We start from the raw sequence: 23,256 nt of genomic DNA on the forward strand, positions 1-23,256 counted from the left end.
GGATTCCGCGGCTCAAAGCGGGCGGGGGCAAGAGATTCCGTGATATACACAGCTCGACAGCTGGCCGTTCTTGCCATGGCGTTGGCCTTGGGCGGCTGTTTCGCCTCGGTCCCAGACCCGCAGGTCGGCACGCGCGACCAGCAGTGGATGTCGATGGTCCCCAAGGCGGAGTTCGATCCCCAGTACGCCCGCTACCTGACCGATGACGAGACCGGCGAGGCTCCGGGCACCATCGTGGTCGACACCAAGCGGCGCTTGCTCTTTTACGTGCTGCCCAACCGGAAGATGATCCGCTATGGCGTGGCCGTCGGCGACGAAGCTTACGGCTGGAGCGGCGCGGCGACGGTGCAGCGCAAGGCCGAATGGCCCGACTGGAACCCCCCGGCCGAGATGACCGCGCGCTGGCCCCACGTGCGGAAGACGGCCGGCGGCCCCGGCAATCCGCTCGGCGCCCGTGCGCTCTACCTGTTCCAGGGCAACAAGGACACGCTCTACCGCATCCACGGCACCAACGAGCCGGAGAAGATCGGGCGCGCCGTCTCGTCCGGCTGTATCCGCATGAGCAACATCGACGTCATCGACCTCTACAATCGCGTATCGGTGGGCGCCAAGGTCATCGTCAAGTAGCCGGCGGATCCACCGCCGCGGCGCTGCGGGCGCCCGGGGTCGAGCCAATGCCGCCCGAAGCGACCATCAGCCGTCAGGCGAAGTTCGACGGCCGGGCCGCAGCCCGCTTGGCAGATGGCGTCCGCACGGAGGATCTAAGCCAAGGCAGCGAACGCAGGCGCATAGTCTATTCTGCCGGACAACGGCGGTAACGGGCGCGTGAGCGCCAACGCCATGAAGTATGGACCTGCATACGGCGAAGTAAAACCGCTGGCGAGCGCTGGATCGAAGCCGAACCGCCGATAGTAGGGCGGGTCGCCGAGGACGAAAGCGAGCCTCCACAGGTCGGCTTCAGCTCGCGCCAAGCCGGACCTGATCAGGCGGCTGCCGATGCCCGATCTCTGCCGCGTCGGCAGGACCGCGACGGGAGCCAGTCCCAAAGCCCGAAACTCGGCTGCGATTCTCGAAAACATGACATGGCCGACGATGGCGCCCTCATCGACCGCAACCAGCGATATTTCTGTGTTGCCGTCGGCCCGCAATCGGTCGACCAACCCGGCTTCCGCCGGCGTCGGGAAAGCCGCTTCGAGAACGGCGCGGATGGCCCGCCGATCCCCGGGTTCTTCGGCACGAACGATCATGCAGCCGGTACCAACCCCTGCGAGCGACGGCGAGCGCCGCCTCACAGCGCCTGCACGAACCGCACCGTCTCGCCCTGCGCCGGCGCGACCAGTTCGCCGTCCCAGACCACGACGCGCCCGCGAACCAGGGTGCCGACCGGCCAGCCCGTCACCGCCGTCGTGTGGTAGGGCGTCCAGCCGGCGCGCGAGGCGATCCAATCGTCGGTGATGACATTGCGGCGCTTCATGTCGACGATGGTCAGGTCGGCGTCGTAGCCCGCGGCGATCCGACCCTTGCCGGCGATGCCGAAGAGCCGGGCCGGCCCGGCGCTGGTCATGTCCACGAAGCGCTGCAGGCTGAGCCGGCCGGCGTTCACGTGATCCAGCATGATCGGCACCAGGGTCTGCACGCCGGTCATGCCCGAGGGCGAGGCCGGATAGGGCTTGTCCTTTTCCGCGCGCGTATGGGGGGCGTGGTCCGAGCCCAGGATGTCGGCGACGCCTTGCCCCACGCCCTCCCAGATGCCGTCCCGATGGTGTGCATCGCGCACCGGCGGGTTCATCTGCACGTAGGTGCCGAGGCGCCGGTAGGCCTCGGGCCCGGCCAGGGTCAAATGGTGCGGCGTCACCTCGACCGAGGCGACGTCCTTGTGGCCGGCCAGGAAGCGCATCTCGTCGGCGGTGGAAATGTGCAGCACGTGGATCGCCGCGCCCACGTCGCGGGCGATCCGCACCAGCCGCTCGGTGCAGCGCAGCGCCACTTCGGCAGAGCGCCACACCGGGTGGCTCCACGGGTCGCCTTCGACGCGCAGGTTCTTGCGCTCGCGCAACATGGCCTCGTCCTCGGAGTGGAAGGCGGCGCGGCGGCGCGTCCGCCGCAACACGTCGGCGACGCCCGCATCGTCCTCCAGCAGCAGCGAGCCGGTGGACGAACCCATGAACACCTTGATGCCGGCCGAGCCCGGCAAGCGCTCCAGCTCGGGGATGGCCTCGACGTTGTCGCGGGTGCCCCCGACCCAGAAGGCGAAATCGCAATGCATCCGGTGGCGCCCACGCGCCACCTTGTCGGCCAGCGCCTCGGCCGTCGTGGTCTGCGGCTCGGTGTTGGGCATCTCGAACACGGCCGTGACCCCGCCCAGCACGGCGCCGCGCGAGCCCGTCTCCAGGTCTTCCTTGTGCTCGAGCCCCGGCTCGCGAAAATGCACCTGCGTGTCGATGACGCCCGGCAGGATGGTAAGGCCGGTGCAGTCGATGATGCGAGCGGCGCGGGAGGCGTCGACGGGCCCGATATGGGCGATCTTGCCCCCCCTTATGGCGAGGTCGCGCGTGCCCTCGCCGTCGTGGTTGACCACTGTGCCACCGCTCAGCACCAGATCGTAGACTTCGGCCATCGGGGACGCCCCTCCTCGGTCGCCGCGGACCAAGCCGTCGCGATACCGGTTTAAACACACTTAGCGGGGGATTATGTCAGCCGTAGCGGCCGTGCAACCGGCCGTGGAGCGCAGACCTGCGATGCCCGCCCCCCCGGGCCGGCCGAATCAGCGCGGCACCGCTTCCCGCCGGGATCGGGCGCCGCACCTGCCGCCGAGCCCTTCTGCCCGCGGCTGATGCCGCGCGAGGATCCATGAGGCATGGACGTTTAGCGTTTCCTCTGGCCGCCGCATTCGTCGCGGCAGGCTGGCTGCTGCTGCCGCGCGCCTTCGACGCCCGGGGCTGGCTGACGGCGCAGGATGACCCTTCTGCCCTGACGGCACGAGGTCTATCGGAAAGCTTCACGCCCGACCGGCTGCGTGCGGAGCTCGAAGGAGCGCTGGACGCCGACGACGTGGATCTGGCGGGAAGCTTCGTCAGCCTCGCCGAGGCCCGGGGCCTGGCGGTGCCCGCCGCGCTGCGTGAACGCTATGAGGCTGCGACCAGTTCGACGGCGGAGGCCAGGCGCATGGCGACGGACTTCTACGAGGGCGCCATCCGAGGCCACGGCACATCCGGCGCGGGCCTGGCCGGCACCGTTGCCGCCGATCTCTCCGGTGTTGGGGATGTCCGCGATCTCATCCGCGAGGGACGTCGGGCTGCCGGCGGCGAAGAGCCCGACCGCCTGGTTGTCGGCCTGGCCGCCGTCGGGCTCGCTATCTCCGGGGCGACCATCGCCTCGATCGGGGCGGCACTGCCCGCACGTGGGGGCATCTCGACCCTCAAGGCGGCAGCGAAGGGCGGCCGCCTGGCCAAGCCGCTGGCCGCCGACTTGGGCCGTCTCGTTCATGCGGCGGTCGATACGCAGGCCGCCAAGACCGCCGTCAAATCGCTGGCCGGCCTCGACCTCGCTGCGGCGCGCACCGCGGCCCGGGCGACGGTTCGTCCCGCCTCTCTCGGCGCCTTGCGCGGCATCGCCACGGACGTGACGCTGATCGGCCGCCGCGCCGGCGTGCGGGCGACGTCTGAGGCGCTCGGCTTGGCGCGCGACGCGAGCGAACTGCGCCGCGTCGCCCGTCTGGCGGAGAGCCACGGCACGGCCACACGGGCCGTGCTCCGGGTCCTCGGCCGAGGAGCCATCGTCCTGGCCTCCGGCGTGCTGGCGCTGGCCGGCTGGGTGGCGGCAGCCGCGGCTTATGTATGGCTCGCCCTGCTGCTGCTCGTGGCGATCACCCGGCGCGTGGCGCGGCTGGCCCTGTGGGGCGCCCGAAGCGGCGCTCGTGCTACCAGCCGCCTCGGCGCGCGCTCGCCGGCGGCGCTTCGCGCGGTCTAAGATGTCACGCTCCGAGCTCATATCAGGTCAGCCCGGCACTCATGCCGACGTGGAAGCCCAGCCGATGCCCATCACCCATCTTGCCGATCGTGGCGTCATCGAGGTCGGTGGCCCGGAGGCCGCCACCTTCCTGCAGAACCTGGTCACCTGCAACATCGACGCGCTGGCGCCGGGCCGCGCCAGCCTCGGCGCGCTGCTGGCGCCGCAGGGCAAGATCCTGTTCGATTTCCTGGTCGTCGCCGTTCCGACGGAGGACGGCCCGCGGTACCTCCTCGACGTCGCCGCCGACAAGGCGGCCGAACTCGCCAAGCGGCTGGGCTTCTACAAGCTGCGCGCCAAGGTGACCGTGACGGATCGCTCGGCCACCCTCGCCGTGGCGGCGGCCTGGGGCGACGAGGCGGCGGCCGAACGATTGCGGGCGGTGGCCGCGCCCGTCTTTGCCGATCCGCGGCTGGCCGCGCTCGGCTGGCGCGCCATCGGCGATCGCCCCGCCGTCGCCGCGCTCGGCGCCGACGAGGCCGACTCCTATCACGCCCACCGCATCGCCCTCGGCATCCCGGAGGGCGGCAAGGACTACGCTTTTGCCGACGCTTTCCCCCACGAGGCCGACATGGATCAACTCGGCGGCGTCGACTTCGCCAAGGGCTGCTACGTCGGCCAGGAGGTGGTGTCGCGCATGCAGCACCGGGGCACGGCGCGCACGCGCATCGTCGCCGCCCGCCTCATCGCGGCGCAGCCGGTCGCTGCGGGCAGTGAGATCGTCTGCGCCGACACGCGGCTGGGTACCCTCGTCTCGGCATCCGGGGCGCATGGGCTCGCCCTCGTCCGGCTCGATCGGCTGGGCGATGCGCTCACCGGCGGGCAGCCGATCACGGCAGCGGGCGTGCCGGTCGCGATCGAGAAGCCGGCATGGGCGACATTCCCCTTCCCCACACGGCAGCCGGCGGCAGCTCAACCCTCCTGAAGCCTCGGGTTCGCGCCGTCGGGCACACGCCCTGGCGACGCCCGGCCGCTCTGGCGCTACCTTCGGCGCTGGGCGGGCCCGATCCGCCGCCGATTCGAGCCAACGCGAGAGACCGACCGGTGCCCGACGACCTGATTCTCCACGAGGATGGCCAGCAGCGCTGCTTCTGGCCCGGCAGCGACCCGTTCTACGTCGCCTATCACGATACGGACTGGGGCGTGCCGGAGTACGGCGACCGGGCGCTGTTCGAGAAGCTCATCCTCGACGGCTTCCAGGCCGGCCTCTCCTGGATCACCATCCTGCGCAAGCGCGACAATTTCCGCCGCGCCTTTGCCGGCTTCGAGCCCGAGGCGATCGCCCGCTTCGGCGACGATGACGTGGCGCGGCTCATGGGCGACGCCGGCATCGTGCGCAACCGCGCCAAGATCGAAGGCACGATCAAGAGCGCCAAGGTCTATCTCGCCATCCAGGAGCGCGACAGCTTCTCGCGCTTCCTGTGGGATTTCGTCGACGGGGTGCCGCAGCAGAACGGCTTCACGGCGCGCAGCCAGATCCCGGTGGACAGCGCGGCGTCGAAGGCCATGGCCAAGGAGCTCAAAGCCCGCGGGTTCACCTTCTGCGGCCCCACCATCACCTACGCCTTCATGCAGGCGGTCGGCATGGTCAACGACCATCTGGTCGGCTGCTGCCGCCACGCGGCCTGCGCGGCCCTGGCGAAGAAGCGGTAGCAGAGGCGTGAGTAGCGCCGAGCGCATCGCTTCCGGGTCGATGGATCCCACGGCTGCCCGCCATCCGCCTCAGCGTTACGGGAGCACCGTCTGATGCCGCCCCCATCTGCGCCACGGGCCTGGCAGCGGATGCTCTCAGGCCGCAGGCTCGACCTCATCGACCCCTCCCCGCTCGACATCGAGATCGAGGACATCGCCCACGGCCTGGCACGCGTGGCACGCTGGAACGGCCAGACGGTCGGTGCGTCGATCTTCTCGGTCGCCCAGCATTCGCTGCTCGTGGACGCCATCGCCTGCACCCTGGAGCCGCTGCTGCCGCCCCCGGCCAAGCTGATGGTGCTGCTGCACGACGCCCCGGAATACGTCATCGGCGACATGATCTCGCCATTCAAGGTGGTGCTGGGCGACGGTTACAAGACCATCGAGGCTCGGCTGCTCACCGCCGTCCACCTGCGCTTCGGGCTCCCACCCGAGACCCCGCAAGCCGTCCGCCGCGTGCTGAAGCGCGCCGATCGCGTCTCGGCCTATCTGGAATCCACGCGCCTCGCCGGCTTCTCACGCGAGGAAGCGCTCAAGGTCTTCGGCCGGCCGGACCCACTGCCGCGCACGCTCGATCCGATGCTCGTCCCATGGGACGCCGACACCGCCAAGACGGCGTTCCTTGCCCGCTTCGAGGCGCTGGCCACGGAGGTCTAGACCATGCCGACCCTGCACGTCTGCTCGCTGTCGCGTGTCGGCGAGACGACCGCCCTGCTCGGCGCCACCCATCTGGTGACGTTGCTCAATGCCGGCGGCGTCGCGGTCACGCGGCCGGCGGCGATCGCTGCGGACTGCCATCTCAACCTCGCCGTCAGCGACATCGTCTCTGCCCAGCCCGGCCACGTGCTGCCGGGCGCCGCGCATGTGGAGGCGCTGCTCGACTTCGTGCGGCGCTGGGACCGCGGCCGTCCTCTGTTGATCCACTGCTATGCCGGCGTCAGCCGCTCGACCGCCGCGGCTTTCATCAGCGCTTGCGCGCTGGCGCCGGCCATCGATGAGGCGGATCTGGCGTGGCGGCTGCGCGAGGCCTCGCCGACCGCGACACCGAATGCCGCATTGGTTGCGGCCGCCGACGTCCTGCTCGGCCGCAACGGCCGCATGGTGAACGCGGTCGCCGCCATCGGCCGGGGCGCCGACGCCTTCGAGGGCGAGCCGTTCGAGCTGCGCTATATCTAGAATATCTCGCTGCGACCGGCCGGGGTTCACGCGCGATCACCGCCGGACGCTAACGCCCGGTCGTCCAACAACAGCGCAATCAATGCATCCGCGGTTGCCCGCAAGCGCTGCTCGTCTTGATACACCCGCTCGATGATGACGATGCCGCGCGTGAGCGTGACGATGAGGCGCGCGGCCTCCCCCGGCGCCAGCCTCAAGCCGTCGCTCGGCTGCGCCCTGGCCAGGCGCCCGCCAAGGAGCCCCTCCAGCTCGTCGAGCAGCCCCTGCACGGCCTCGCGGATCGACTCATCGACGATGGCGGTGCTGGCAGCGGTCTTCGTGGAGAGGCAGCCACGGGTGGGATTGCCGGTGGTCATCGAGGTGACCACGCAATCGAAGAAGCTCTGCAGCGCGTCGTGCAGCTTCGGCCTGTCGAGGGACGCACGCAGCTGCCGGAGGAAATCGCGACGATAGACCTCAAAGACCTTGAGGAAGAGCGCCCCCTTGTCCCCGTAGGCATTGTAGAGGGAGCCGCGCTGCACACCCGTTGCGGATGCAAGTTCCTGCATCGAGGTTTCGTCGAAGCCCTTCGTCCAGAACAGCGTCAACGCTTTCCGAAGCGCCTCCGCCTCATCGAACTGTCGAACTCCGACCATGTCATCTTCCTCACGCCGGCCGCGTCCCGTGGCCCGGCCTCACCGCACGACGCTCGGTGCGTGGGAGAGCGCAGTTCAAGAATCTGATTCGACCATTATTGACATAACCGTCAAACTTGACGATTGTGTCAAACATATCCGGATCGACCGCGCTGGGGCAACCCCGACGCTCCTGATCGGCCACCCATGCATTCAGTCTTCAGGCTCATCGCGCGATGACGCGTGCAATCACATGTGAGGTTCATGCACCATGCCGACGCAGAACTCGGTGGAAATTGTCAATCGCTTCTGGCGGGAGGTCTGGCAGGCTCGCGACCCGAGCGCCGTCGATCGACTGGTCGCCGACGACTTCGTCCTGACGTCCGGCGGCGTCGAGCTTCGCTCAAAGGCAGCATTCAAACAGTGGGTCGCGGATTTTCTCGCCAGGATCGATGGGTTCAATTTCCACGTCGTCGAGACGTTTCAAAGCGAGAGCGGACATCGGGTTGCCTCACGCTGGCGCATCACGGGCAGAAACAACGGCTTCGCGGGAACCGAGCCTTGCGGGTCGCCGATCGAGTTGTGCGGCACAGCGGTTTGGCAAGTCTCGGAGGATGGTATGCTCCAGCATAACTGGGTCGAGCGCAATGCGCTCGAAGTGTTCAGGTCGCTTTCGCAGGCGTAATTGCGCAAGGACGGCGCCCAAATTGGGATGCCGACGTTGACGCAACCCATATCCAAATAATCCATCGAACGTTGAGGCAAAAAGGTATCATCATGTGCCCTCTCAATGGCGGCGCAATGCCGACGCGCGCCTGCGTGCGGCCGGATACGCCCACCGCGGCCGTCACGCTGACCCGCCGACTCTTCACCTTCGCGGCCCCGCTCCTGACTGCGGGCTGTACTGCCGATCCATGGACGCAGGCCTCCAAAGACAGCTTGGGCAAGAGCGCCTTGGACAAAAGCAGCTTGGATCAGAACGATCGCCTGATGAACGATGTGCGCTATGCGGCGATTCCCACGGAGAAGTTTCCGATCCCCGCCGTCGATCTCGGCCGCATCGACCCGCAGCACCTGCGCCAGGAGCTTGCTTACGCGAGCAGCGAACCGCCCGGCACGATCATCGTCGATCCCGGCGCCTACGCGCTCTACCTGATCAAGCCCGGCGGAAGGGCCTTGCGTTATGGCGTGGGCGTCGGCCGCGAGGGGTTCGGATGGAGCGGCGGCGCCGTCATCGCACGCAAGGCCGAATGGCCGACCTGGACGCCGCCGGCCGAGATGATGGCACGCGACCCGCGTACCCGGCCGTGGGCCAAGGGCATGCCGGGAGGCCCCGACAATCCCCTCGGGGCCCGGGCCCTCTATCTCTATCAGAAGGGCCGCGACACGCTCTACCGCATTCACGGCACCGCCGAGCCCCAGTCGATCGGACAATCCGCGTCCAGCGGCTGCATCCGGCTGCTGAACCAGGACATCATCGACCTGTACGGCCGCGTACCTCTCGGCTCGCGCACCCTCGTGCTGCGCTCGCACCCGCCAGCTCCGACGGGCCGCGCGGAAGCTTCCGCGGAGCCGGTGTAGCCGCACCGGCCGCTCAAGTGCGCCATGGCACCGCCGCGTGGCCGCTTTGCCCGTACCCCCGACATGTGTGACATTCGCGCGGCGACCTCGCCCTATGGGCTGACGTCGCGGAATCGGTTGGGGGCCAGCGCAGGGGATTGGAGCGGCGAGTTGGCCTGGAGCGCTTATTCGCGATCGGGTGGAACCACCCGATCGCGAATAAGCGCTCCAGATTCAAGAGACTACGAGCTTTTCTCTGCCATTGGATGGCCTCATCCAATGGCAGAATGCTCTAGGCGGACCGCCGGTCCAGTGAGTGGCAATGGAGTACATCCTTCTCGGTCTGGTGATTCTGGCCCTGCCCTTCGCGGGGCTCGCGGCCATCATCATGGTGCTCAATCTGCGCCGTCACGTGCGCACGCTCGAGCAGCGGCTGGACCTCCTTGAACGGCGGGCCACAGGACCCGCACCATCAGCTCGGCTGGCCGCGGCCGAGCCCGCCGCCGGGCTCGACACGGGCCCGCCGCCCACCGCGCCGCCGCCGCAGGACGCGCGGCCGAGCGACGCACTACCGGCAGGCGATGACCTCAAGGCGCCGGAACCGCCCGCCCCGGCCGGTCCGCCCGAACGCGAATCGCCCAAGGCCGCCCCGCACCTGCCGCGGATGCCCGGCCGGGCCGCGAGCCCGCCGCCCGCGCCGCCGCTTGCCGGCACGGCCTCGCCCACGCACGGGGCGTTCGAGGACCGCCTCGGCGGCCGCTGGGCCGTCTGGGTCGGCGGCGTGGCGCTGGCGCTCGGCGCCGTGCTCATGGTCCGCTACTCGATCGAGCAGGGCTATTTCGGACCGGGCGCCCGCATTGTCTGCGCGGCGCTGTTCGCGACGGCGCTGCTGGCCGGCGGCGAATGGTTCCGGCGCCGCGAGCCCCGGGTGAGCCTGCCCGGACTCGCCAACGCTTATGTGCCGGGCGTGCTGACCGCCGCCGGCACCGTCGCCGCCTTCGCCACCGGCTACGGCGCTCACGCACTCTATGGCTTCATCGGCCCGGCCGCCGCCTTCGTCCTGCTTGGCGCCATCGCGCTCGCCACCATGTTCGCCTCGGCCTTGCACGGCCCGGCGCTGGCGGCCCTCGGCCTCGTCGGCGCCCTGGCCACGCCGCTGCTTGTCGCATCCGACGATCCGCAGCCGTGGCCATTGGTGCTCTACCTCGCCTTCCTCGTCGCCGCCGCCTATGCGCTCGCCCGCGTCCGCCTGTGGCGGTGGCTGGCCCTGGCTGCCGCCATCGGCGCGTCCTTGTGGGGCCTGCTGCTGGTCCTCATCTCCAGCTCGGCTGATCTGGGCGCCGTAGTCGCCTTCGTGGTGTCGCAGACCGCTCTGTCCGGACTGTTCCTGGTGGCCGACCCGCACCGCGGCATCGCCGACGCCGACGCCCGCCTCGACCGCTTCGCGCTGCCGGTCCTCGCGGCGTTGGCGATCCTCGGCGTGCTCGCCGCCGAGCTCAGTGCCGGCGGCGGCGCCCGCGCCGCCGTGGTCGGCCTGCTGGCGCTGATGCAGCTGACGCTGGCCCTGCGCTTCTCGCCCGTCTCACCGGCTGCGCTGCTGGCCGCCGGCATGGGAGCCGCCACCCTGGCGCTGTGGCCGGTGGCGGAACTCGCGGCGCGCGTGCCATCCGCCGTGCTGCCGAGCGCCGCCGCGCCGACGCAATTGCCGGCCGCCATCGGCCTCTATCTGGCCTTCACCGTCGGCCTCGGCCTGGTGCTGCTCGCCGGCCCGTTCTGGCGGCTGCGCCGGGGCCGCGCCCTCACGCTTCCCGTCGCCGCACCCTACGTCGCTGCCCCGCTCGGCGGCCCGATGCTGCTGCTCGTCATCAGCTACTGGCGGGTCACGGCCTTCGACACGAGCGTCCCGTTTGCCGCGGTGGCCGGCGTCCTGGCGCTGCTGCTCGCCTTTGCCGCCGGCGTCTTCAAGCGCGAGACGGCGGGGAGCCCGGCGCTCGCGCTGGCGCTCGGTGCCAGCGCCGCCGGCGCCGTCGGCGCCCTCGCGCTCGGCCTCACCTTCATGTTCGCCCAGGGCACGCTGACCGTGTCGTTCGCGGTGACCGCGCTCGCCGCCGCCTGGATCGCGCGGCGGTCCGAGATCCCGGCACTGCGCTATGCGGTCGGGGCGCTGGGCGCACTGGTGCTCGCCCGCCTGGTCTGGGACCCGGTGCTGGTCGGCAACCGGCTCGGCTCAACGCCGATCTTCAACTGGCTGCTCTGGGGCTACGGCGTGCCGGCGCTGGCCTTTGGCCTTGCGGCGCGCCTGCTGGCCGAGCGCCGCCGCGACCTCGTCGTCTCGCTGTGCGAGGGCCTGGCCATCCTGTTCAGCTTCGGCCTGATGTTCTTCGAACTGCGTCATGCCTTCCAAGGCGGCGACCCCCTGGCCCGCACCTGGGGCCTGGCCGAGGCCGGCACGGTGGCGGCGGCAGCGCTCGCCTTCGCGGCCGTCCTGCTCCGGACCGATCGGGTCGGCAGCGAGCCCATCCGCCGCTACGGCGCCCTTGCCGCCGGGCTCGTGGCGCTGGCGATCGCCGTCGAGCAATTGCTGACGACCGTGAACCCGCTCTTGGGCGGCGCCACCGTGGCGGGCGGCGCGATCTTCAACACGCTGCTGCCGGGCTACCTGCTGCCGGCACTGGCGGCGGCTGCGCTCGCATTCTCGCTACGCACCTTCCAGCCGTCCGGGTGGGCGCGCGCCGCGGCCTGCGCGGCGCTCGTCCTCCAGTTCATGTATGCGATCGCCGAGGTGCGCCGGCTGTTCCAGGGCCCGGACATCAGCCTGGCCCGGCCGACCGGCTCGGGCGAACTGTGGGCCTATTCGCTGGTGCTGCTCGCCATCGGCGTGCTGGCGCTCGCCGTCGGGCTGCTACGCGACATCCGCTTCGCCCGCCTCCTCTCGGCCGTCTATGTCACCGCCGCCGTGCTGAAGGTGTTCCTGCTCGACCTGGCGAGCCTGGAGGGCATGCTGCGGGCGCTCTCGTTCATCGGGCTCGGCGTCGTGCTCGTCGGCATCGGGCTCGCCTACCAGAAGCTGCTGGTGCGCCGACCGCCGCCTCAGGCGGACCCACCCGGCGACACGCCGAAGCTTGCATGAGGCGGGGCGCGGCGCCATAAGCCTCGCCTCGCCCCGCATGAGAGGAAGCCATGATGACGGGCACTCCGCCCCCTGACATCGACACCCTCAGCTTCGAGGCCGCCATGGCCGAACTCGAGGGGATTGTGAAACGGCTCGAAGAGGGCCGCGTCGATCTCGAGGAATCCATCGCCATCTATGAGCGAGGCGAAGCGCTGAAAAACCATTGCGAGAGCCTGCTGCGCAACGCCGAGGCGCGTATCGAGAAGATCTCGCTCGGCAGCGACGGCAAGCCCAGGGGGGTCGAGCCCCTGGACTCGTCGGACTGACGACCAGCACGGAGATGTTTTTTGACGCTCGCCCCCGGAAGTCCTATGTCCTTATATCGAACCGCTCCAAATCGGACGTGTTGATGAGGTCTGCCGAACAGGTTTCTGCCGCCAGGTCGCCCGACCTAGACCCGCGCGGCGCGAGCGCAAAGGTTTGAACTTGCCGGTCGAGACCCCTCTCCTCGATACCATCCATCTTCCCGCCGATCTGCGCCGCCTGCCGGAGGCAGACCTCGGCCGGCTGGCCGCCGAGCTCAGGGCGGAGACCATCGACGCCGTGTCGGTCACCGGCGGCCACCTCGGCGCCGGGCTCGGCGTCGTCGAGCTGACCGTCGCGCTCCACTACGTCTTCGACACCCCGCACGACCGGCTGATCTGGGACGTCGGCCACCAGGCCTATCCGCACAAGATCCTCACCGGGCGGCGCGACCGCATCCGCACCCTGCGCCAGGGCGGCGGCCTGTCAGGCTTCACCAAGCGCACGGAAAGCGCCTACGATCCCTTCGGCGCGGCCCACTCGTCCACCTCGATCTCCGCCAGCCTGGGCATGGCCGCAGCGCGCGACTTGAAGGGCGAGAATCGCAACGTCGTCTGCGTCATCGGCGATGGCGCCATGTCGGCCGGCATGGCCTACGAGGCGATGAACAATGCCGGCGCACGCGGCGAGCGGCTGATCGTCGTGCTCAACGACAACGATATGTCGATCGCGCCGCCGGTCGGTGCCATGTCGGCTTATCTGGCCCGGCTGGTTTCCGGCGGCACCTACCGCTCGATCCGCGAGATCGGCAAGCAGCTGGCGCGGCGCATGCCGTCGTTCATCTACGAGAAGGCGCAGCGAGCGGAGGAGTTCGCGCGCGGGCTGCTCACCGGTGGGACCCTGTTCGAAGAGCTCGGCTTCTACTATGTCGGGCCGATCGACGGCCATAACCTCGACCACCTGCTGCCGGTGCTGAAGAATGTGCGCGACGCGGAGGCCGGGCCCGTCCTGGTCCATGTCGTCACCCAGAAGGGCAAGGGCTATGCGCCGGCGGAGCAGTCGGCCGACAAGTACCACGGCGTCGTCAGCTTCGACGTGGTCACCGGCGCCCAGGCCAAGCCCAAGGCCAACGCGCCGAGCTACACCCGCGTCTTCGCCGACAGCCTGATCGCCGAGGCGCGCCGGGACGACCGCATCGTGGCCGTCACCGCCGCCATGCCCGCGGGCACCGGCCTCGACCTGTTCGGAGCGGAATTCCCGACCCGGACCTTCGACGTCGGCATCGCCGAGCAGCATGCGGTTACGTTCGCCGCCGGCCTCGCGACAGAAGGCTACAAGCCGTTCTGCGCCATCTACTCCACGTTTCTCCAGCGTGCCTATGATCAGGTGGTGCACGATGTCTCCATTCAGAACCTGCCCGTGCGCTTTGCGCTCGACCGGGCGGGGCTGGTGGGCGCGGATGGGCCGACCCATGCGGGGGCCTTCGACGTCGCCTATCTCGGCTGCCTGCCCAACATGGTGGTGATGGCGGCGAGCGACGAGGCCGAACTTGTCCACATGGTCGCCACCGCGGCGGCCCACGAGGACGGACCCATCGCCTTCCGCTACCCGCGCGGCGAAGGCGTCGGCGTCGAGATGCCGGCGCGCGGCATTCCCCTCGCCATCGGCAAGGGCCGCGTCGTCCGTGAGGGCACCCGCATCGCCCTGCTCTCGCTCGGCACCCGGCTCGCCGATTGCCTCGCCGCCGCCGAAGAGCTGGAGGCGCGCGGGCTCTCGACCACCGTGGCCGACGCGCGCTTCGCCAAGCCACTCGACGTCGACCTGGTGCTGCGTCTCGCCGCCGAGCACGAGGTTCTGGTCACCGTCGAGGAAGGCTCGGTCGGCGGCTTCGGCGCCTATGTGCTCCAGCTTCTGGCCGAGCGCGGCGTTCTCGACCGGGGCCTCAAGATCCGCCCCATGGTGCTGCCCGATATCTACCAGGAGCACGACAAGCCCGAGCGCATGTACGCGGCCGCCGGCCTCGACGCCGCCGGCATCGTCAAGACGGTCTTCGCGGCCCTGGGCCAGGAGTCCGCGGCCCGGCGAGCGTGACGAAAATTTGACCAATTCGCAGGTTGCGACTTCTTCCCGACGGCTCTATCTCCCTGTGCTGAGGGAGGAAGATAAAATGGCTCTCCACATCAACTCGGCCACGACCGAGCGCCTTGCCCTGGAAGTCGCAGAACTCACGGGCGAGAGTGTCGGCGAAGCGGTCCGCAAATCGCTCGAGACGCGCCTGGTGCAGGCGCGCGCCGCGCACAACGCCCGGGTGGCCGCCAAGATGGCGCAGCTGCGCCACATGCAGGACAACGACCGTCGCCCGGGCCCGCTCGGCATCTTCACCGAGCGTGACCTCGACGCCGACAGAAGCACCCTTTGATCGGCATCCATCCCTGAGGCCCGCGCCGATCCCGACCGCGGGCGGGCTCGGCGAAGGCCCGGGGAATAGCCGCAGAGAGCGGCTGGCGCGTTTTCCCCGGACGACTATCTTCCTTGGCAGGAAGGGGAAGACGAGGGCGAATGGCGCTCAACATCAAATCCACCGAGACGGAACGGCTCGCCCGCGAGGTGGCGGAGCTGACCGGTGACACCATCACCGAAGCCGTCCGCAAGGCGCTGGAGCTCCGGCTTGCCCAAGCGCGGGCCGAGCGGGACGTCGAAATCGCGCGCAAGCGACAGCTGGTCGGCCGCGTGCAGGACAACGTGGCCCGCAAGCTTGCCGGCCGGACCGTGGACGTCGGCACGAAGGACTTCGATCGCCTCTGGGACGAGCGGCGCGAGGGCGAGGGGTGACGGTGGTTGTCGATGCCTCCGCATTGGTGGCGATCCTGCTCAAGGACGCCGAAGCGGCGCGGTTGCAGGACGCCCTGCTCGCCGCCTCGCGGCTGACGATCTCCGCCTTCAATCTGTTCGAAGCCCACACCGTGCTCCTGCGCTCGGCTGAGCCGACGCTGACCGAGGACCTGGCGGAACTCGTCGACGGACTGGCGATCGCCCCCGCCAGTTTCGACCGGCGCCAGAGCGAGCTGGCATTTTCCGCCTACAGGCGTTTCGGCCACGGCTCCGGTCACCCCGCTCGGCTCAACCTGGGCGACTGCGCCGCCTACGCGCTGGCCATGACCCTCGAGGCGCCCCTGTTGTTCAAGGGCGCCGGCCTGTCCCGGACCGATGTTGAGCCGGCTCTGCACGCCTAGGGCGAGCGGGCCCGGCCGCGCATAACTTAAGCGATGACTCGAAGAAACATATGCAACTCCTTGATCTCGGCTTTGTTCAGCGAACTGGAACAGCCTGAGCGCTGACGCCATGCAAGGAGCAGGATCCGCGAATGTCGCCCCACCCATGACCCGTCGGCGCGCCGACCAGCTGCTCGTCGCCCGCGGCTTCTTCGCCAGCCGCGCCAAGGCCCAGGAGGCCATCGCCGCCGGCCTCGTGCAGGCGGGCGGGCGGCCGGTGACGCGGCCTGCCGAGCTCGTCGACGCGGAGGCCGAGATCGAGGCGGCCGCCCCCTATCCCTGGGTGTCGCGCGGCGGCGTCAAGCTGGCTGCGGCGCTCGACCATTTCGCCATCGACCCCAGGGGCCTCGTCTGCCTGGATCTCGGCGCCTCGACCGGCGGCTTCACCGACGTGCTGCTGACGCGCGGCGCTGGCCGCGTCCATGCCGTCGACGTGGGCCACGGCCAGCTGCATCCGCGCCTCGCCGCCGACCCCTGCGTCGTCGCCTACGAAGGCCGCGATGCCCGCAGCCTCACCCCCGCGCTGCTGGGCGAGCCCGTCGAGCTCGCCGTCATCGACGTGAGCTTCATCTCGCTCGCGCTGGTGGTGCCGGCACTGCCGCCCCTGTGCGCGCCCGACGCCCGGCTGGTGGCGCTGATCAAACCCCAGTTCGAGGCGGGGCGCGCGCACGTACGCAAGGGCTTGGTGCGCGACACCCGCGTGCACGAGACCGTCCGCCGGGACGTCGCGGCAGCCCTCACGCAGGCGGGTTTCGCGGTGCATGGCAGCATCCCCTCGCCCATCGCCGGCGGTGACGGCAACCGCGAATACCTCATCGCCGCCGACCGGCGCGAGGCTGTCCATGGCCGTTGACCTCACTATCGACGAGCTCGGCGCCCGGGGCGACGGCGTCGCCCGGACGGCCGGCCGAACCATCTACGTCGAAGGCGCGCTGCCCGGCGAGGCCGTCTCGGCGGAGGTGACGGGCGATCGCGGCCGCCTCCTCGCCATCGCGCGGCCTTCGCCGGAGCGGACGGAGCCGATCTGTTCCTATTTCGATTGCTGCGGCGGCTGCGCCGCCCAGCATATGGCGGTTCCGCTCTACACACACTGGAAGACGGCGGCGATCGCCACGGCCCTCGCCCGGGCCGGCATTGGCACGCCGTTGGCGCCCCTGGTCGACGCGGCGGGAAGCGGACGTCGCCGGGTCATCCTGCACGCACGCACGCACGGCGGCCGCGCCAGCGTCGGCTTCATGGCGCCGCGCAGCCACGATCTCATCGCCATCGACCAATGCCCGGTGCTGACCCCGGCGCTGGCACGGGCGCCCGGGGTGGCGCGGCAGCTGGCGCAGTTGCTCGCCCGCTTCGACAAGCCGCTCGACCTCCAGCTGACGGCGACGCTCACCGGCCTCGACGTGGATATCCGCGGCCTCGGCCGGAAGGCGCCCGGCGAGCAGCTCGATGCCGCGCGTCTCGCCCTGGTGGAGGCGGCGGAGCGGCTCGACCTCGCCCGGCTCGCCCTGCACGGCGACATCCTGGTCGAGCGACGCCCACCACTGCTCGCCATGGGCCGGGCCACCGTGGTGCCGCCGCCGGGCGGCTTCCTGCAGGCGACAGAGGCGGGTGAGCAGATCCTCGCCGACCTCGTTCTCGCGGGCCTCGGCGAGGCGCGGGGTGCCGGCAAGGGCCGAAACCGGCCCTTGCGTGTGGCCGACTGCTTCTGCGGCTGCGGCCCGTTCACGCTCCGCCTGGCCGAGCAGGCCGAGGTGCACGCGGTCGAGATCGATGCGGCGGCGCTCGCAGCCCTGGACCGGGCCCGGCGCGGCGCACCCGGCCTGAAACCGATCAGGCTGGAGCAGCGCGACCTGTTTCGCCGGCCGCTGCTGCCGCCGGAGATCGACCGCTTCGACGCGCTCGTGTTCGATCCGCCGCGCGCCGGGGCCGAGGCGCTGGTGCGCCAGATGGCGGCCTCCCGGCTGCCGCTGGCCGTCGCCGTGTCGTGCGACGCGGCGAGCTTCGCCCGCGACGCGGCGATCCTGGCCGCGGCAGGCTTCGTGGCGCGCTGCATCGTCCCGGTGGACCAGTTCCGCTATTCGGCCCATACCGAGATTGTCGGCGTCTTCGTGCGCGAAAAGGCGAAGAGATGAACCAGCATATCGCCCCCGAGACGGCTCTCGCCCGCTTCGCCGCCATCGTCGGCGAGCGGCACGTGGTGACCGCGCCGGGCGACATGGCGCCCCACCTCAAGGAGGCGCGCGACCTCTACCAGGGCGTGGCGCGCGCCGTCCTGAAGCCCGGCTCGACCGAGGAGGTGGCGGCGATCGTCAGGCTCGCGCGCGAAGCGCGGCTCGCCGTCGTGCCCCAGGGCGGCAACACCGGCCTGGTCGGCGGCCAGATCCCCACCGGCGACGTCGATGCCGTCGTTGTCTCGCTGACGCGCCTGGACAAGGTGCGCGAGGTCGATGCGCTGACCGACACCATGACGCTCGAGGCGGGCATCACCCTGCTCAAGGCGCAGGAGGTGGCGGATGGCATCGACCGGCTGTTCCCGCTGTCGCTCGCCTCGGAAGGCTCCTGCACCATCGGCGGCAACATCGCCGCCAACGCCGGCGGCACCGCAGTCATCGCCTACGGCAATACGCGCGAACTGGTGCTGGGGCTCGAGGTGGTGCTGGCCGACGGCCGCGTCTGGCACGGTCTCAACAAGCTGCGCAAGGACAACACCGGCTACGATCTCAAGGACCTGTTCATCGGCTCGGAGGGCACGTTGGGGATCGTCACCGCCGCAGTGCTCAAGCTGTTTCCCAAGCCGCGCGCCCGCGCGACAGCCATGGCCGCGGTGCCATCGCCGAAGGCGGCGCTGGCACTGCTGACGCTGGCCAAGGCTCAGGCCGGCCAGGCGCTGACCACCTTCGAGCTGATCCCCCGGATCGGCATCGACTTCGTCATCCGCCATCAGCCGGGGACGCGCGATCCGCTCGCCACCCCGTCGCCCTGGTACGTGCTGATCGAGCTGTCGTCATCGCAGGAGAGGGGTACTGAGGAGTTGCTGGAGGGCCTGCTCGGCGAGGCCATCGAGGCCGGCCTGGTCACCGACGCCACGCTCGCCGCCTCGCTCGACCAGCGCACGGCGCTGTGGTCGCTGCGCGAAGGGCTCTCCGACGCGCAGCGCTACGAGGGCGGCTCGATCAAGCACGACGTGTCGGTGCCGGTGGCGCATGTTCCCGACTTCATCGCCGAGGCATCGGAGGCGGTACGCGCCTTCATGCCCGGCTGCCGCCCGGTGCCGTTCGGCCACATGGGCGACGGCAACATCCACTTCAACGTGAGCCAGCCGGAAGGAACCGACAAGGACGCCTTCATCGGGCGCTGGGACGCCATGAACGACCTCGTGCATGCCATCGTCGTCAACTACGGCGGCTCGATCTCGGCCGAGCACGGCATCGGCCGGCTGAAGCGCCACCTGCTGCCGGGGGTGAAGGACCCCGTGGCGCTCGACCTGATGCGGGCCATCAAGCGCACGCTGGACCCGCAGGGGCTGCTCAACCCGGGGGCGGTGCTATGAGTGGGTCCGAGATCGGCGAAGCCGGCGGGGTCCGGCCGATGCGGCCGGGCGAAGAGGAGGCGGTCATCGCCGTCTGGCAGGCGGCGGGCCTGCTGCGGCCGTGGAACGACCCGATGGCCGACATCGCCTTCTGCCAGGCGAGCGGCCATGGCGCCGTGCTGGTGCTGCCGGGGGCGGACGGCGGGCCGGGGGCCATCGCCGCCGCGGTGATGGTGGGTCACGACGGCCATCGCGGCGCGGTCTACTACGTGGCGGTCGACCCCGGCCGCCGCCGCGCCGGGCTCGGGCGCGCGCTGATGGCCGGCGCCGAGGCGTGGCTCAAGACGCGCGGCGTCTGGAAGCTCAACCTGCTCGTGCGCGCCGACAATCGCCAGGTGGTGCGTTTCTACGAAGCCATCGGCATGGCGGAGGGCGAGCGCATCTACATGGAGAAGTGGCTCGACCCGGCGCCCAAGGGCGATGCGGGCTCGGCTCCATCACCGTAGCGTTTCGTGATCGGCACCGCCTTCGCCGTTCTGGCCGCGCTGGGCTGCCTTTATCTCCTCTATGCCGCCTACGCTGCGGCGGGCGCACGGCGCGATGCAGATGCCTCGCCGGACGGTCCGGCGCCCACGGTGACACTCCTCAAGCCCCTCCACGGCGCCGAGCCGGGCCTCTTCGAGAACCTCTCCTCCTTCTGCGCCCAGGGCTACGCGGCCCCGGTCCAGATCGTCTGCGGCGTGCAGGATCCCGCCGACGGGGCCATCGCCGTGGTCGAGCGGCTCCGCGCCGCCTTCCCGCACGCCGACATCGACCTCGTGATCGACCCGGCGCAGCACGGCGCCAACCGGAAGGTCGGCAACCTCATCAACATGCTGCCGCTGGCCCGCCACGACTGCCTGGTCCTGGCCGACAGCGACGTCGGCGTTTCGCCCGACTATCTGAGGCGGGTGACGGCGGCGCTGGCCGAGCCCGGCGTCGGCGCGGTCACGTGCCTCTATCGGGGCGTTGCCGCGGCCGGCATCTGGTCGCGTCTGTCGGCCCTGGCCATCGACGGGCATTTCCTGCCGAACGTGCTGGTCGGCCTGAAGAGCGGCCTGGCGCGGCCCTGCCTCGGCTCGACCATCGCGCTGAGCCGCGCCCGGCTCACCGCCATCGGTGGGCTCGCTGGCTTCGCCGATCAGCTTGCCGACGACTACGCCATCGGCGCGGCCCTGCGTGCGAAGGGGCTGCGCGTCGCGGTGCCGAACTTCGCCGTGCGCCACAGCTGCACCGAAGGTTCCCTCGCCGACCTCTGGCGGCACGAGTTGCGCTGGGCCCGCACCATCCGTCAGATCGAGCCCGGCGGGCATCTCGGATCGCTGGTCACGCATCCGCTCGGCTGGGCGCTGCTGGCGGCCGTGACCGGCGCGCCGACGGTCGGCGCGGCGCTGGCCGTCGGTGCCATCTGCTGCCGGATGGTGTTGCTGCGAATGCTGGCTCGCCGCTTCGGCACTGACGCAGCGCCGCCGCTCTGGCTGGTCCCGCCCCGCGACGTTCTGTCCTTCGCCGTCTTCGCCTGGAGCTTTTGCGGTCGGACCTTGACTTGGCGGGGGCGGAGTTACCAACTCCGGGGCGACGGCAGCCTGCGGCGAGCCGGGAGAAACGAGTGATGCGGACCCTTTTCCTGCAAGCGCCATCGTTCGACGGGTTCGACGGCGGCGCCGGCTCCCGATATCAGGCCAAGCGCGAGATCGCGTCCTTCTGGTATCCGACGTGGCTGGCCCAGCCGGCGGCGCTGGTCGAGGGATCGAAGCTGATCGACGCGCCGCCGCACAAGATCGGCCTCGACGCGGTGGCCAAGCAGGCGCGCGACTACGACCTCGTGGTGCTGCACACGTCGACCCCCTCCTTCGACAGCGACGTGAAGACGATCGAGGCACTCAAGGCGGCCAATCCCGGGCTCAAGGCGGGGCTGATCGGCGCCAAGGTCGCCGTCCAGGCCGACGAAAGCCTCAAGGCTTCGCCTCTGATCGACTTCGTCGCCCGCAACGAGTTCGACTTCACCATCAAGGACGTGGCGGACGACCGCGACTTCGCCGCGATCAAGGGGCTCTCCTGGCGCAACGGCAGCGGCCAGATCGTCCACAACGACGAGCGGCCCGTAGTCCACGACATGGATCAGCTGCCGTTCGTGACCCCCGTCTACCAGCGCGACCTGAAGATCGAGAACTACTTCATCGGCTATCTCAAGCACCCCTACATCTCGTTCTACACGGGGCGTGGGTGCAAATCGCGCTGCACCTTTTGCCTCTGGCCGCAGACCGTCGGCGGCCATCGCTACCGCACGCGCAGCGTCGGCCACGTCATCGACGAGATCCGCTGGGCCAAGGCCGCCTTCCCGCAGGTCAAGGAATTCTTCTTCGACGACGATACCTTCACGGACGATGCGCCGCGCGCCGAGGCGATCGCCCGGGAGCTCGGCAAGCTCGGCGTCACCTGGTCTTGCAACGCCAAGGCCAACGTGCCGCGCGACACCTTGAAGGTCATGCGCGACAACGGACTGCGTCTGCTGCTCGTCGGCTACGAGAGCGGCAATCAGCAGATCCTGCACAACATCAAGAAAGGCATGCTGGTCGACGTCGCCAAGCGCTTCACCAAGGATTGCCACGAGCTCGGCATCGTCATCCACGGCACCTTCATCCTGGGTCTTCCCGGCGAGACGACGGAGACGATCCGCGAGACCATCGACTTCGCCAAGGAGATCAATCCGCACACCATCCAGGTCTCGCTCGCGGCGCCCTACCCCGGCACGTTCCTCTACAAGCAGGCGATCGAGAACGGCTGGCTCGACGACGCCAATGCCGAGCTGGTGAACGCCGATGGCGTCCAGATCGCCCCGCTGCACTACCCCCACCTGAGCCATTCCGAGATCTTCCATTCGGTGGAGGACTTCTACAGAAGCTTCTATTTCCGGGCGCCGAAGATCGCCTCGATCGTCGGCGAGATGGTGCGCAGCCCAGAGATGATGAAGCGGCGCCTGCGGGAGGGCGTCGAATTCTGGCGTTTCCTGCGCAGCCGGGCCGACGTCGCGGCTTGAGGCGCCTGATCGTCACCGCCGACGATTTCGGGCTGGCCGCCGAGGTGAACGAGGCCGTCGAGCAGGCGCATCGCCACGGCGTGCTGAGCGCGGCAAGCTTGATGGTCGCGGCCCCCGCCGCCGCACCCGCCGTCGCGCTGGCGCGGCGGCTACCGGGCTTGCGCGTCGGGCTGCACCTCACCCTGGTGGAGGACTGGCCGGCGCTACCGGCCGCCGACATCCCCAGTCTGACCGACGGCTCCGGGCGGCTGCGCACAGACCTTGCGGCCTACGGCTTCGCCATCTTCAGCCGGCCCGCCGTGCGCCGTCAGGTCGCGGGGGAGATCCGCGCGCAGTTCGAGGCCTTCCGCGCCACGGGGCTCGTCCTCGACCACGTCGACGCGCACCAGCACTTCCACCTCCATCCGACGGTGCTCGGCGCCATCCTCGCCATCGGCCACGCCTACGGCATGAAGGCGCTGCGTGTGCCCGCCGAGCCGCCGCGGATGCTCGCCGCGGTCGAGCCCTCGCGGCGCGGGCTGGCGCCACGCATCGCCTCGCCTTGGGCGGCGCTGATGCGCAGACAGGTGCGCGGCGCGGGACTGACCGTCGCCGATCGCGTCCTCGGCCTCGCCTGGTCCGGAGCCATGACGGAGGCGCGCCTGGCCGGCCTCATCGCGCAGCTGCCACCTGGCCTCACCGAGATCTATTGCCATCCCGCGACGGCCGGCGGCTTCGCCGGGGCGGCGCCGGGCTACCGCTACCGGGACGAGCTCACGGCTCTGATGTCGCCGCGCGTCGCCGGCGCACTGGCGCGCTCCGGCGCCCGGCTGTGTGGTTACGGCGACAGCGCGCCGAATTAGGGAAGCAACCTATATGCCTGTCACGCATTGTTGCCTAAGCTGGAGCGAACGGCCGCTTCGCCGTCGACGGAC

The 23,256-nt window shown here is 70.2% G+C and carries 24 protein-coding genes; 21 read left to right on the plus strand and 3 right to left on the minus strand.

Annotation, left to right across the window (positions count from 1 at the left end; all coding sequences use genetic code 11):
• Positions 1-75: 75 nt before the first annotated feature.
• Positions 76-627: a L,D-transpeptidase gene (locus IEW34_RS10200; RefSeq protein WP_188609249.1), complete on the plus strand. Its 552-nt coding sequence runs from the start codon at positions 76-78 to the stop codon at positions 625-627.
• A 134-nt stretch (positions 628-761) separates the two neighbouring features.
• Here IEW34_RS10200 and IEW34_RS10205 read toward each other — a convergent pair whose 3' ends face one another.
• On the minus strand, positions 762-1,247 hold the full coding sequence (locus IEW34_RS10205; protein WP_188609055.1) for a GNAT family N-acetyltransferase: 486 nt from the start codon (positions 1,245-1,247) through the stop codon (positions 762-764).
• 41 nt (positions 1,248-1,288) lie between these two features.
• The gene (locus tag IEW34_RS10210; protein ID WP_188609056.1) at positions 1,289-2,617 is read right to left on the minus strand and encodes a dihydroorotase; all 1,329 of its coding nucleotides are present in this window, start codon (positions 2,615-2,617) and stop codon (positions 1,289-1,291) included.
• A 233-nt stretch (positions 2,618-2,850) separates the two neighbouring features.
• On the opposite strand from IEW34_RS10210, the gene IEW34_RS10215 reads away from it, so the two are divergent.
• The 5 genes from IEW34_RS10215 (at position 2,851) to IEW34_RS10235 (ending at position 6,876) form a co-directional block, all read left to right on the plus strand.
• Positions 2,851-3,969 (plus strand): hypothetical protein, encoded by a 1,119-nt coding sequence (locus IEW34_RS10215; RefSeq protein WP_188609057.1) that lies wholly within the window; start codon positions 2,851-2,853, stop codon positions 3,967-3,969.
• Positions 3,970-4,033: 64 nt separating this feature from the next.
• The gene (ygfZ, locus tag IEW34_RS10220) at positions 4,034-4,933 is read left to right on the plus strand and encodes a CAF17-like 4Fe-4S cluster assembly/insertion protein YgfZ (RefSeq protein WP_188609058.1); all 900 of its coding nucleotides are present in this window, start codon (positions 4,034-4,036) and stop codon (positions 4,931-4,933) included.
• Positions 4,934-5,052: 119 nt separating this feature from the next.
• Complete coding sequence (locus IEW34_RS10225; RefSeq protein WP_244641906.1) at positions 5,053-5,661, plus strand: DNA-3-methyladenine glycosylase I; 609 nt, start codon at positions 5,053-5,055, stop codon at positions 5,659-5,661.
• Between the two features lie 93 nt (positions 5,662-5,754).
• Positions 5,755-6,357: an HD domain-containing protein gene (locus IEW34_RS10230; RefSeq protein WP_188609060.1), complete on the plus strand. Its 603-nt coding sequence runs from the start codon at positions 5,755-5,757 to the stop codon at positions 6,355-6,357.
• 3 nt (positions 6,358-6,360) lie between these two features.
• The gene (locus tag IEW34_RS10235) at positions 6,361-6,876 is read left to right on the plus strand and encodes a tyrosine phosphatase family protein (protein ID WP_188609061.1); all 516 of its coding nucleotides are present in this window, start codon (positions 6,361-6,363) and stop codon (positions 6,874-6,876) included.
• Between the two features lie 26 nt (positions 6,877-6,902).
• On the opposite strand, the gene IEW34_RS10240 is transcribed toward IEW34_RS10235, so the two are convergent.
• Positions 6,903-7,511, minus strand: coding sequence for a TetR/AcrR family transcriptional regulator (locus tag IEW34_RS10240; RefSeq protein ID WP_188609062.1), 609 nt, complete (start codon positions 7,509-7,511; stop codon positions 6,903-6,905).
• 250 nt (positions 7,512-7,761) lie between these two features.
• Between IEW34_RS10240 and IEW34_RS10245 the strand changes: the two genes are divergently transcribed.
• From IEW34_RS10245 to hpnK, 15 genes are all read left to right on the plus strand, one after another.
• Positions 7,762-8,175, plus strand: a complete 414-nt coding sequence (locus IEW34_RS10245) for an ester cyclase (RefSeq protein ID WP_188609063.1) — start codon at positions 7,762-7,764, stop codon at positions 8,173-8,175.
• A 116-nt stretch (positions 8,176-8,291) separates the two neighbouring features.
• The gene (locus IEW34_RS10250; RefSeq protein ID WP_188609064.1) at positions 8,292-9,071 is read left to right on the plus strand and encodes a L,D-transpeptidase; all 780 of its coding nucleotides are present in this window, start codon (positions 8,292-8,294) and stop codon (positions 9,069-9,071) included.
• Positions 9,072-9,372: 301 nt separating this feature from the next.
• The gene (locus IEW34_RS10255) at positions 9,373-12,180 is read left to right on the plus strand and encodes a DUF2339 domain-containing protein (protein ID WP_188609065.1); all 2,808 of its coding nucleotides are present in this window, start codon (positions 9,373-9,375) and stop codon (positions 12,178-12,180) included.
• A 53-nt stretch (positions 12,181-12,233) separates the two neighbouring features.
• Positions 12,234-12,488, plus strand: coding sequence for an exodeoxyribonuclease VII small subunit (locus tag IEW34_RS10260; RefSeq protein WP_188609250.1), 255 nt, complete (start codon positions 12,234-12,236; stop codon positions 12,486-12,488).
• A 160-nt stretch (positions 12,489-12,648) separates the two neighbouring features.
• On the plus strand, positions 12,649-14,556 hold the full coding sequence (gene dxs / locus IEW34_RS10265) for a 1-deoxy-D-xylulose-5-phosphate synthase (protein ID WP_373288229.1): 1,908 nt from the start codon (positions 12,649-12,651) through the stop codon (positions 14,554-14,556).
• Between the two features lie 76 nt (positions 14,557-14,632).
• Positions 14,633-14,884 carry a type II toxin-antitoxin system VapB family antitoxin gene (locus IEW34_RS10270; protein ID WP_188609067.1) on the plus strand — a complete coding sequence of 84 codons (252 nt, stop codon included), beginning with the start codon at positions 14,633-14,635 and terminating at the stop codon, positions 14,882-14,884.
• Positions 14,885-15,024: 140 nt separating this feature from the next.
• Positions 15,025-15,297 (plus strand): type II toxin-antitoxin system VapB family antitoxin, encoded by a 273-nt coding sequence (locus IEW34_RS10275; protein WP_188609068.1) that lies wholly within the window; start codon positions 15,025-15,027, stop codon positions 15,295-15,297.
• Positions 15,294-15,698 carry a type II toxin-antitoxin system VapC family toxin gene (locus tag IEW34_RS10280; RefSeq protein ID WP_210324480.1) on the plus strand — a complete coding sequence of 135 codons (405 nt, stop codon included), beginning with the start codon at positions 15,294-15,296 and terminating at the stop codon, positions 15,696-15,698. Before IEW34_RS10275 ends, IEW34_RS10280 begins: the two co-directional genes overlap by 4 nt.
• A 145-nt stretch (positions 15,699-15,843) precedes the next feature.
• Positions 15,844-16,590 carry a TlyA family RNA methyltransferase gene (locus tag IEW34_RS10285; protein WP_188609069.1) on the plus strand — a complete coding sequence of 249 codons (747 nt, stop codon included), beginning with the start codon at positions 15,844-15,846 and terminating at the stop codon, positions 16,588-16,590.
• Positions 16,580-17,866: a class I SAM-dependent RNA methyltransferase gene (locus IEW34_RS10290; RefSeq protein WP_188609070.1), complete on the plus strand. Its 1,287-nt coding sequence runs from the start codon at positions 16,580-16,582 to the stop codon at positions 17,864-17,866. Before IEW34_RS10285 ends, IEW34_RS10290 begins: the two co-directional genes overlap by 11 nt.
• Positions 17,863-19,284, plus strand: a complete 1,422-nt coding sequence (locus IEW34_RS10295) for an FAD-binding oxidoreductase (protein ID WP_188609071.1) — start codon at positions 17,863-17,865, stop codon at positions 19,282-19,284. Before IEW34_RS10290 ends, IEW34_RS10295 begins: the two co-directional genes overlap by 4 nt.
• Positions 19,281-19,769 (plus strand): GNAT family acetyltransferase, encoded by a 489-nt coding sequence (locus IEW34_RS10300; RefSeq protein ID WP_373288232.1) that lies wholly within the window; start codon positions 19,281-19,283, stop codon positions 19,767-19,769. The genes IEW34_RS10295 and IEW34_RS10300 overlap by 4 nt, the downstream gene beginning before the upstream one ends.
• Positions 19,770-19,775: 6 nt before the next feature.
• Positions 19,776-20,915, plus strand: coding sequence for a bacteriohopanetetrol glucosamine biosynthesis glycosyltransferase HpnI (gene hpnI, locus IEW34_RS10305; RefSeq protein WP_188609072.1), 1,140 nt, complete (start codon positions 19,776-19,778; stop codon positions 20,913-20,915).
• A complete protein-coding gene (hpnJ, locus tag IEW34_RS10310) occupies positions 20,915-22,342 on the plus strand; it encodes a hopanoid biosynthesis associated radical SAM protein HpnJ (protein WP_188609073.1) in 1,428 nt (475 codons plus the stop codon). Before hpnI ends, hpnJ begins: the two co-directional genes overlap by 1 nt.
• Positions 22,339-23,184, plus strand: a complete 846-nt coding sequence (gene hpnK / locus IEW34_RS10315; protein ID WP_188609074.1) for a hopanoid biosynthesis-associated protein HpnK — start codon at positions 22,339-22,341, stop codon at positions 23,182-23,184. Before hpnJ ends, hpnK begins: the two co-directional genes overlap by 4 nt.
• Positions 23,185-23,256 lie beyond the last annotated feature (72 nt).

The organism is Chelatococcus reniformis, assembly GCF_014640075.1.
GTDB classification, from domain to species: Bacteria; Pseudomonadota; Alphaproteobacteria; order Rhizobiales; family Beijerinckiaceae; genus Camelimonas; species Camelimonas reniformis.

What these genes read in the sequence shown, in the direction of transcription:
- IEW34_RS10275 (WP_188609068.1), top strand. Translation starts at nt 15,025, where the DNA reads ATGGCGCTCAACATCAAATCCACCGAGACGGAACGGCTCGCCCGCGAG.
- IEW34_RS10285 (WP_188609069.1), top strand. Translation starts at nt 15,844, where the DNA reads ATGACCCGTCGGCGCGCCGACCAGCTGCTCGTCGCCCGCGGCTTCTTC.
- IEW34_RS10235 (WP_188609061.1), top strand. Translation starts at nt 6,361, where the DNA reads ATGCCGACCCTGCACGTCTGCTCGCTGTCGCGTGTCGGCGAGACGACC.
- IEW34_RS10210 (WP_188609056.1), bottom strand. Translation starts at nt 2,617, where the DNA reads ATGGCCGAAGTCTACGATCTGGTGCTGAGCGGTGGCACAGTGGTCAAC.
- IEW34_RS10245 (WP_188609063.1), top strand. Translation starts at nt 7,762, where the DNA reads ATGCCGACGCAGAACTCGGTGGAAATTGTCAATCGCTTCTGGCGGGAG.
- IEW34_RS10270 (WP_188609067.1), top strand. Translation starts at nt 14,633, where the DNA reads ATGGCTCTCCACATCAACTCGGCCACGACCGAGCGCCTTGCCCTGGAA.
- IEW34_RS10255 (WP_188609065.1), top strand. Translation starts at nt 9,373, where the DNA reads ATGGAGTACATCCTTCTCGGTCTGGTGATTCTGGCCCTGCCCTTCGCG.
- IEW34_RS10295 (WP_188609071.1), top strand. Translation starts at nt 17,863, where the DNA reads ATGAACCAGCATATCGCCCCCGAGACGGCTCTCGCCCGCTTCGCCGCC.
- ygfZ (WP_188609058.1), top strand. Translation starts at nt 4,034, where the DNA reads ATGCCCATCACCCATCTTGCCGATCGTGGCGTCATCGAGGTCGGTGGC.
- IEW34_RS10200 (WP_188609249.1), top strand. Translation starts at nt 76, where the DNA reads ATGGCGTTGGCCTTGGGCGGCTGTTTCGCCTCGGTCCCAGACCCGCAG.
- IEW34_RS10230 (WP_188609060.1), top strand. Translation starts at nt 5,755, where the DNA reads ATGCCGCCCCCATCTGCGCCACGGGCCTGGCAGCGGATGCTCTCAGGC.
- IEW34_RS10205 (WP_188609055.1), bottom strand. Translation starts at nt 1,247, where the DNA reads ATGATCGTTCGTGCCGAAGAACCCGGGGATCGGCGGGCCATCCGCGCC.
- IEW34_RS10300 (WP_373288232.1), top strand. Translation starts at nt 19,281, where the DNA reads ATGAGTGGGTCCGAGATCGGCGAAGCCGGCGGGGTCCGGCCGATGCGG.
- hpnJ (WP_188609073.1), top strand. Translation starts at nt 20,915, where the DNA reads ATGCGGACCCTTTTCCTGCAAGCGCCATCGTTCGACGGGTTCGACGGC.
- IEW34_RS10260 (WP_188609250.1), top strand. Translation starts at nt 12,234, where the DNA reads ATGACGGGCACTCCGCCCCCTGACATCGACACCCTCAGCTTCGAGGCC.
- IEW34_RS10215 (WP_188609057.1), top strand. Translation starts at nt 2,851, where the DNA reads ATGAGGCATGGACGTTTAGCGTTTCCTCTGGCCGCCGCATTCGTCGCG.
- IEW34_RS10240 (WP_188609062.1), bottom strand. Translation starts at nt 7,511, where the DNA reads ATGGTCGGAGTTCGACAGTTCGATGAGGCGGAGGCGCTTCGGAAAGCG.
- IEW34_RS10290 (WP_188609070.1), top strand. Translation starts at nt 16,580, where the DNA reads ATGGCCGTTGACCTCACTATCGACGAGCTCGGCGCCCGGGGCGACGGC.
- IEW34_RS10250 (WP_188609064.1), top strand. Translation starts at nt 8,292, where the DNA reads ATGCCGACGCGCGCCTGCGTGCGGCCGGATACGCCCACCGCGGCCGTC.